We start from the raw sequence: 8,198 nt of genomic DNA, 5'->3' as shown, positions 1-8,198 counted from the left end.
GCCTTGAACGTGAATTCAAAACGACAAGATCGTGCAGGGAACGCGGCATCCGCATACCCGAGGACCTCGCTGTCGTCGGCGTCGACAACAACCGCATCAGCAAGTACATCACGCCGACGCTCAGCACCGTCAACCAGCCGAAGTACACGATGGGAGCCCTTATCGTCGAGAAGCTGATCGACTCCATGAACGAAGACCAGTTCAGCGACAGGCGCGTGTTCAAGGTCGATTCCGAGCTGCTGGTGCGCAGCTCGTCCTCCTTCCAGCGGAATTCCTCGTGAAGGCTGCGAACCCGAAATTTTCGGCCTTGATTTTTGGATAACGATCCCTTACGATATTTTCACCCGGTAAACGCTTCCAAAAAAGCGGGAATCCGGGTTTTGTTCCCGTTGTTTTTGTAATCGATTACAGAATGGGAGGTGTCCGTTGGTATCCCCGCTGGAATCTGGCTTTCATTTTTTCCTAGCGGCTCTGCGAAGGCATAAGCAACCTTGAATCCCTTATCCCCGAAAGGAGAATGATTGATGACGGCATGGAAAAAGAAAACCGCCTCTGTCGTGCTGGCCGCGGCGCTTGTCGCCGCAGGAGGCTCCTACGCCCCTCAGCCGGCCAAAGCTGCAGGCGAGCAGGTCGAAGTCTGGATCTCCACCTCCGACCCGAACTCCGAGCCGGCTGTAGGCCTCAGTCCGAGCGCCCGCCTGACGCGGATCGGCGACAAGAACTTCAGCGGCAGCGCGGGCAGCGCCGATTATACGATCACGGTGAACGAAGGCACGACCTACCAGCAGATGGACGGCTTCGGCGTATCCCTCACCGATTCCTCCGCCTGGCTGCTGAACTACAAGCTTGACGCGAACAAGCGGGCCGAGGTCATGGAGAAGCTGTTCGGCAATACAGGCATCGGGCTCAGCGTCCTGCGGCAGCCGATGGGCAGCTCGGATTTCACCTGGAGCGCCTATACGTATGCGGACACGGCAGGCGATACGGCACTCAACAATTTCAGCATCAGCCGCGACCAATCCTACATCATTCCGATGATCAAGGCCGCCCAGGCCAAAAATCCCGGCATCAAAGTATTCGCTTCCCCTTGGAGCGCCCCGGCCTGGATGAAATATTCCGGGACGCTGAACGGCGGCAAGCTCAAGGCCGAATACTACGGCACCTACGCCGAGTATTTCAAGAAATACATTCAAGCCTATCAGGGCCAAGGAATTCCGATCTACGCGGTCACCGTGCAGAACGAGCCGCTGTATGAGCCGACCCACTACCCATCCATGGGCATGAACACCCAGGATGAGATCGGCTTCATCGGCGACTATCTCGGACCGACGCTGAAAAACGCCGGCATCAACACGAAAATCATCGCCTTCGACCACAACTATCTGGACTGGGGCTTCCCGAACACCGTCATCACCAGCCTCAAAAACGCGGGCAAAGGCAGCTATGTATCCGGCAGCGCCTTCCACCACTACGACAGCGGCGACGGCTCGCAGATGACCTCGATGCACAATGCCCATCCCGACAAGGATGTCTGGTTCACCGAGGGCGGCTTCGGCAACTGGAACGATCCGCAGAACGGCACGTCGCAGGGCTTCGATACGATGATGAACGAGTTCATCAACATCACGCGCAACTGGTCCAAGTCCATCATCCTGTGGAATGCGGCGCTCGACCAGAAGGACGGCCCTTCGCTGCTCGGCGACAACAACAGCAACAAAGGCATGATCACGATCCAGAACTCCGACAACAACAACGCCAGGCCGGAAAATACGGTTACGTACAAAAAGCAGTACTACCTGCTCGGACACTTCAGCAAATTCGTCGTTCCCGGCGCTTACCGGATCTCGACGAACACCGGCAGCGAGATCAAGGACGTCGCCTTCAAAAACCCGGACGGCTCCAAAGTCGTCGTCGCCTACAACTCCTCCACCTCTGCCCGCAACGTGAAAATCCAGTGGGGCAGCCAGAGCTTCAACGTGACGATTCCGGCCAAATCCGCCATGACGTACAAATGGTACGGCACGGCTTCCTGACGGATTCCGCCCTTGTCCCTCAGCTTCCTGCATAGCGGTCAAAACAGACGAACAAGCAGCCTTCCCGGCTGCTTGTTCGTCTGTTTTTGGTTTTGCTCTGATTGCGTCCGCCCTTATCCCGGTCATGGATTTTCCAGATACAGATTGAACATTCCGTTCTCGCCGTTGCCCTCCCCGCAGGAACCCAGAAGATATTCCGTCCCGTTGTCCTTCTTGTTCTCCTTGATCGATCTGCAGAAGTCAAAGCTTGTGCGGGGCGTTCCATAAGCATCGTGGGTCGTGTCGTGCTTGTGCATGATCGTCTTCCCGTCAAACGACAGATTGTCGAAGATAGGGTCGCCTTCAATGGTGTACTGAACGACCTGAAGCTCGGCGGGAATGCCGGCCTCCACATTCGACTTGAATGTTTCCCATTTGTCCCGGTTGCTCACAATCCCGTGGGCGTTCACCAAATCCCCGTTGGCCGCCGCTTGATCCGCCCCGTATTTCAGCCCCCAGATCAGATCGCACAATCGGCGGGTCGATGCCTCCGTCAGCGTGTAGCCCGTCCCTGTGTCGGATACATACGTATACATGCCTTGCTTCGAATCGGGACGAAGCCAGAGATGAATTTCCGTCCGCTTGCCGTCTTCCGTGATGACGACGTCGTAATCCGGCTGGGCCACATCGAGAATGCCTTCGATTTTCGTAGCGGAACGGATCGCCTTGTCGAACGCTCCGAGCTGCCCTTTCTCCGAAAAGCTGCCGTAAGGAGCCTCATTGACTTGGCCAAAGCGGAGCGATCGGCTCACCGCGACTCCGTCGGCAAGCTTTCCTGAATCCCCCCTGCTCCGCTGTCGATATGGAGCGAATGCCCGGCGAGGAGGACACGGAGTGCTGTCCTTCCCCGCAGCCGGACGTTATGCCAAGCGTGGCCGCTGCCAGCAAGATGATCGTTTTTCGCAAAAATACCCTCCTCCGTTCTTTACTTCCCTAACGGTTCGGATGGGGAAATGGTTGTTCATCCCATCATTTTATTTTTTTTTGCTCCTCCTGCCGGCGTGTCTACATTCGTAGGGCATTCAATTGCTTTGAGACTTGGGCGCAGAGGCATAGACTCCTGCCCCGGTTGCGTTTGCCTGGAATCCTATGGTACACTCAAACCACTTTGAATTTGAACGGAGGGTTACGTGTGATTAACTACATCCGAGTTCGCACGGTGCGTCGCTAATTGAATAGCGCCCATGTTCTGCCTTGTGCAGGGAACTCAGATGTGGTCTGTCCACGTACATAGCTCTAGCTGCCTCCATTTCGGCCTATCCGCTCCCAGGGTGCGGGAAGGCCGCCGTGGCGGCTCTATATGAGGCTATGCCTGGATAAGGAAGGATCGACGGCAGTCATTGCCGCCTCCTTCCTGCCGCCGCCATATCCAGCACACCTACGAGGACACGGGCTTTTTATGCCCGTGTCCTTTTTGCTGCATCCCGAATCAGGGTATCCTATTTCTAAACCAGGCGGCTGCAAGTCCACTCGCACACCGAAAGGAAGATCAACCTTATGACCATAGCCCCAAAAGAAAAAGCCATCCTCGTGGGCGTCCACGAGCAGAACAACCACCAATTCGCCTACTCCATGGAGGAGCTGCGCAATCTGGCGGAAGCCTGCAACGTCGAGCCCGTCACGGAGCTGACGCAGAAGGCGGAGCGCATCCATAAGACCCATTATCTCGGGTCCGGCAAAATCGAGGAGCTCGCCGCGCTGGTGGAGCAGTTCGACCAGCCGACCGTCATCTGCAACAACGAGCTGTCCCCTTCCCAGATCCGCAACCTGGAAGCGGAGCTCAAAACCAAGGTCATCGACCGCACGATACTGATTCTCGACATCTTTGCCGAGCGGGCCCAGACGCGAGAAGCGCAGCTGCAGGTCGAAGTCGCCCGGCTGAGCTACATGCTGCCCCGTCTGGTCGGCCTCCGGGAATCGCTGGGCCGCCAAGGCGGCGGGGGCGGATCGGGCCTCGCCAACCGCGGCGCCGGAGAGACCAAGCTCGAGCTGGACCGCAGGCGGATCGAGGAGCGCATCCATGGGCTTGAGACCGAGCTGGAGAAGCTGGTCGCCCAGCGCCAGATCCAGCGGCAGCGCCGCAAGAAGAACGAAATTCCCGTCGTCTGCCTCGTCGGCTACACGAACGCAGGCAAGTCGACGCTGCTCAACGCCATGGTCGATACCTTCCATCCCGACTCGGGCAAAGGCGTACTCGCGAAGGATATGCTGTTCGCCACGCTGGAGACGTCCGTGCGCAGCATCGAGCTGCCGGACCGCAAGTCGTTCCTGCTGACCGATACCGTCGGATTCGTCAGCGGACTTCCCCATCATCTCATCAAGGCATTCCGCTCCACGCTGGAGGAAGTATCCGAAGCCGACCTGCTCGTGCATGTCGTCGATACGTCCAATCCCGAGTACGAACAGCAGATCCGGGTGACGGAAGAGACGCTGAAGGAGCTTCGCGCCGATCATATTCCGATGCTGTATGCCTATAACAAGTCGGATCTGGCGGAAGTTTCCTATCCGCGCGTGGAGGACAGCCGCATCTATCTGTCCGCTTATCGCCGGGAAGGCGTCGACGAATTGGTCGAGTCGATCCGCAAGAGCATTTTCACCGACTATGTCCAGACCGAGATTGTCGTGCCTTACGACAAGGGCAGCTGGGTCGCCTTCTTCAACGACAACGCCCATATTCTCGAAACCGAATACGAGGAAGGCGGAACAAGGCTCAAGCTGGAATGCCGCGAGGCGGACTTGAACCGGTTCAAGAGCGAGGTCGGCGATACCGTCAGCGAATCCTGAGCCTATAAATACCGGGAATCAAACGGGAATGCCCATCGCGGCGAAGGAGCAGTCGATCGCTGCGCCCGCCGATATCCAGCGCCGGAAAACTGGTTTCATCACGAAAAAAAGCCTCTTTCCCTTCGGGGAAAGAGGCTTTTCGTATGGTTGTTATTTCTTCGCCAGGATTTCCGTCAGAACCGGAACGACCTGCGATTTGCGGGACACGATGCCCTTCAGCGTCGCCTTGTTGGCGTCCAGCTTCACGCCGAACGCTTCCTCGAAGGCAGCCGTGTGCTTGCCGAGAGCGATCGCGACGGAGTCGTTGTTGATGATGTCCGTCGTAACGAACACGAACAGATCCAATCCTTTGGAAGCGATGATCGCGTTCAGCGCCGCTTCGACTTCCGCCTGGCGGGAGAGCACATCGTTCAGGTCAACGGCGTTGACTTGAGCGATCTCGACCTTGGCCGCGCCCATGGAGAATTCCTTGGAGTCGAGGCTGATCAGGTCGGCGACCGTCTTGTCGCTGAGGTCTGCTCCGGCCTTCAGCATGCTCAGGCCGTAGCTGGCGGCATCGACGCCGGCGATATCAGCGAGCTCGCGCGCCGCTGCCACATCCTGCTCCGTGCAGGTCGGGGACTTGAACAGCAGGGAATCGGAGATGATGGCGGACAGCATCAGGCCGGCGATTTCCTTGCGCGGCGACAGGCCGTTCTCCTTGAAGATCTTCAGCAGGATCGTAGCCGTGCATCCGACCGGCTCGGCGCGGTAGTACAGCGGCGCCTTCGTCTCGAAGTTGGCGATGCGGTGATGGTCGATGACCTCGATGACCGTTACTTCATCGATATCGGAAGCGCTCTGCTGGCGCTCGTTATGGTCGACAAGGATAACCTGCTTCGCCTCGGCGGCGACAGCCTCGACAAGGCGCGGCGCGCCGACTCCAAAGTGATCGAGAGCGTATTGAGTCTCGCCGCTCACCGTTCCGAGGCGGATCGCCTCGGCGTTCCAGCCGAGCTGGTTTTTCAGGTCCGCGTAGGCGATCGCGGAGCAAATCGTATCCGTATCGGGGTTCTTATGGCCAAAAACAAGTACTTTTTCCATCATCGTACTCCTTCGTCAATGAATTCATAAGCTCGTCCCCGATTATACCGTAAATCTCCGGGTCTCACCATACCTGCGCAGCGAAAAACCGACCATTCCGATCATCATTGATTTCCACCTTTTGAAGAGAGCGGCCCAATCCGCTGCGTACGAGCTTTCATATGCTGAAATCAAGGGTAAATTTATTATGCGGAACCATACTTGGACTATCCAGCCGTCCATCCATGAACAGAAGCGAGGCGAAGCTCCCATGTACGCCATCGGACAAAAATACCGCCATCTCCTGACCCAGGAGGTCGTGCAAATTTATTTCATTTATCGGCACTCGCAAACAAATCAGGAAATGATCTTCGATCTCGTCAGCGCCGTCGCCGACAGCGACTGCTCCTCCGCAGCCGAGCTGAGCGACGCGCTGCGCAGGCCAGACCGGCGCAAGCTCCGCTTCTGGCATGTGATGGAGGATACGTTCAAGCACTATTACGACCGGGCTTGAGCCGCATCCTCACGCGAGGAAGCCCGGTACAGCCCGATTCCGAACAGCAGGCCGGCAAGGGACAGGCCGGATATCGTCAGGTACAGCACTTGGCCGCCAAAGAGGTCATACAGCCACCCTCCTCCGTACGAAGCGACGATGCCCGACACGCCGAAGAAGAGCAGAGCAAGCACCGTCTGCCCCGTCGCGCGCCATTCCTCCGGCACGATCCGGTACAGGTACTGGATCGCGGCCGAGTAGAACACCGGGAAGGTGACGATCTGAAGCAGCTGGATCGCAACGAGGCCGTATGGCTCCGTGATCCACGCAGACAGGAAGAAACGGATGAAATAGAAGAAGCCGGCGATCGAGATGAGCAGCATCTCCTTGCCGCGGCGGAGCCACCAGAAGCTCAGCGCGAAGACAACAATCTCGCTGCCGGCGGCCAGGAACCAGGCCTGGCCGACCAGCTCGGGCTTGCCGCCAAGCTCCCGGATGTAGACGCCGAGAAAGGTATCGTTGATCCGCTGCGGCACGGCGCTGATGAAGATGAGGAGAAGGAACAGCTGCGTCCTCCGATTGGAGAGGAACAACCGCAGGCTGGCGATCGTGACGGGCTTGCCCGACACTGCGGCATCGGGCAGCAGAAGCGCGACCAGCAGGCTGACGATGCCCGCGCCCGCGAACAGCCAGGACAAGCTGCCAGCTCCGAGATAGGACATGACGTAGCCGACCGCCAGCGACATAACGGCATAACCGAGCGCTCCGTAGGTGCGGATGGAGCCGTAGCTCGTCCCCAGCCGCTCCGCCGTCCGGAAGTTCAGGCTCTCGATGAGCGGATCGACCGGCATCAGGAAGAAGTACATGAGCATGGCGAACAGCAGCAGCATGCCGAAGCTCGAGGAATCGTACAGGAAGTAGCCGATGGCGGATGAACAGGCCACGAGCAGGAGCAGCACCTTCTGCACGGTGCGCATCCGGTCGCTGATCATGCCCCAGAGCGGCTGGGCGACGATCGTGATGAAGCCGCCCGTGCCCGTGATGAGGCCGATGCGGGCCGGATTCAGTCCTTGATCGCTCAGGTAGACCGGCATGAACGAAACGAACATGGCCAGCAGGGCGAAAAAGAGAAAATTAAATGCTTTAATCGGAGCCGTTCCACGCATAGGGTATACCTCTTTCTTCCGTTTCCTTTTATTTCAACTAGAGCAGGGCCAAGCTTGCTTTCTCTGAAATCCAAACCTGCTGCCCCGGAATACAACCTTGCTTTTCCTGAAATCGAACCTTGCTTTCCCCGAAATCGAACCTTGCTTTCCCCGAAATCGAACCTTGCTTTTCCTGAAATCGAAACTTGCTATTCCTGGAGCCCAAAAGACATTACGCCAGTGTAGCACAAAAAAGGCCGCTCCGCATCCTGAAAATCAGGATGGGAAGCGGCCTTCGGCCCGAACGTATCCGTATGCCCGGATGAAGCTCCGTATTCAGCGTTCAGCTTGCCGGATCAATGCATCGCGGCCGCATGCTCCTGCTCCTGGCGGGCAACTTCCTGCGGATCCATTCTGCCGCTGCCCATGAAGAAGGAGAACACAAGAGCGATGGCCGCGGGCAGGATCGCCCAAGCGAAGGTATGCACGATGGAGGAGCTGAGCGCCGAGGTGATGGAGTCGAGAATCTCCTGCGGGATATGCTTGCGGGCTTCGGGATCCAGCAGCTGGCGCGGATCGCTGAAGTTCAGGCCCTCCGGAAGGCCGGCTCCGCCGGCTGCTCCTGCTGCGGCTCCGCCCGCC

General features: G+C 58.0%; 7 protein-coding genes and 1 pseudogene. 4 read left to right on the top strand and 4 right to left on the bottom strand.

Annotation, left to right across the window (positions count from 1 at the left end; genetic code table 11):
• Nucleotides 1-281: substrate-binding domain-containing protein (locus BN871_RS15185; RefSeq protein WP_048747056.1), on the top strand; the 281-nt coding region annotated here is incomplete at its 5' end.
• 243 nt (nt 282-524) lie between these two features.
• Nucleotides 525-2,033, top strand: a complete 1,509-nt coding sequence (locus tag BN871_RS15180) for a glycoside hydrolase family 30 beta sandwich domain-containing protein (RefSeq protein WP_048747055.1) — start codon at nt 525-527, stop codon at nt 2,031-2,033.
• Nucleotides 2,034-2,155: 122 nt separating this feature from the next.
• On the opposite strand, the gene BN871_RS15175 is transcribed toward BN871_RS15180, so the two are convergent.
• Nucleotides 2,156-2,824, bottom strand: coding sequence for a DUF4362 domain-containing protein (locus tag BN871_RS15175; RefSeq protein WP_048747052.1), 669 nt, complete (start codon nt 2,822-2,824; stop codon nt 2,156-2,158).
• Nucleotides 2,825-3,569: 745 nt separating this feature from the next.
• Here BN871_RS15175 and hflX point away from each other — a divergent pair.
• Nucleotides 3,570-4,856 carry a GTPase HflX gene (gene hflX / locus BN871_RS15170; RefSeq protein WP_048747050.1) on the top strand — a complete coding sequence of 429 codons (1,287 nt, stop codon included), beginning with the start codon at nt 3,570-3,572 and terminating at the stop codon, nt 4,854-4,856.
• A 150-nt stretch (nt 4,857-5,006) separates the two neighbouring features.
• On the opposite strand, the gene BN871_RS15165 is transcribed toward hflX, so the two are convergent.
• Nucleotides 5,007-5,939, bottom strand: a complete 933-nt coding sequence (locus BN871_RS15165) for a manganese-dependent inorganic pyrophosphatase (RefSeq protein WP_048747049.1) — start codon at nt 5,937-5,939, stop codon at nt 5,007-5,009.
• Nucleotides 5,940-6,126: 187 nt separating this feature from the next.
• Here BN871_RS15165 and BN871_RS15155 point away from each other — a divergent pair, with 187 nt between their 5' ends.
• Nucleotides 6,127-6,432, top strand: a complete 306-nt coding sequence (locus BN871_RS15155; protein WP_021882021.1) for a hypothetical protein — start codon at nt 6,127-6,129, stop codon at nt 6,430-6,432.
• On the opposite strand, the gene BN871_RS15150 is transcribed toward BN871_RS15155, so the two are convergent.
• Both BN871_RS15150 and BN871_RS28435 read right to left on the bottom strand, forming a co-directional pair.
• Complete coding sequence (locus BN871_RS15150) at nt 6,417-7,577, bottom strand: MFS transporter (RefSeq protein ID WP_048747041.1); 1,161 nt, start codon at nt 7,575-7,577, stop codon at nt 6,417-6,419. The two genes, BN871_RS15155 and BN871_RS15150, sit on opposite strands and share 16 nt — an antisense overlap.
• A 335-nt stretch (nt 7,578-7,912) precedes the next feature.
• Nucleotides 7,913-8,198 (bottom strand): annotated as a pseudogene (locus BN871_RS28435) (MFS transporter); the annotation flags it as partial.

This window comes from Paenibacillus sp. P22 (assembly GCF_000469945.2).
In the GTDB taxonomy this organism is placed as follows: Bacteria; Bacillota; Bacilli; order Paenibacillales; family Paenibacillaceae; genus Paenibacillus_O; species Paenibacillus_O humicus.
The sequence above is the reverse complement of the archived record's forward strand: the minus strand, read 5'-3'. Positions and strand labels throughout refer to the sequence as shown.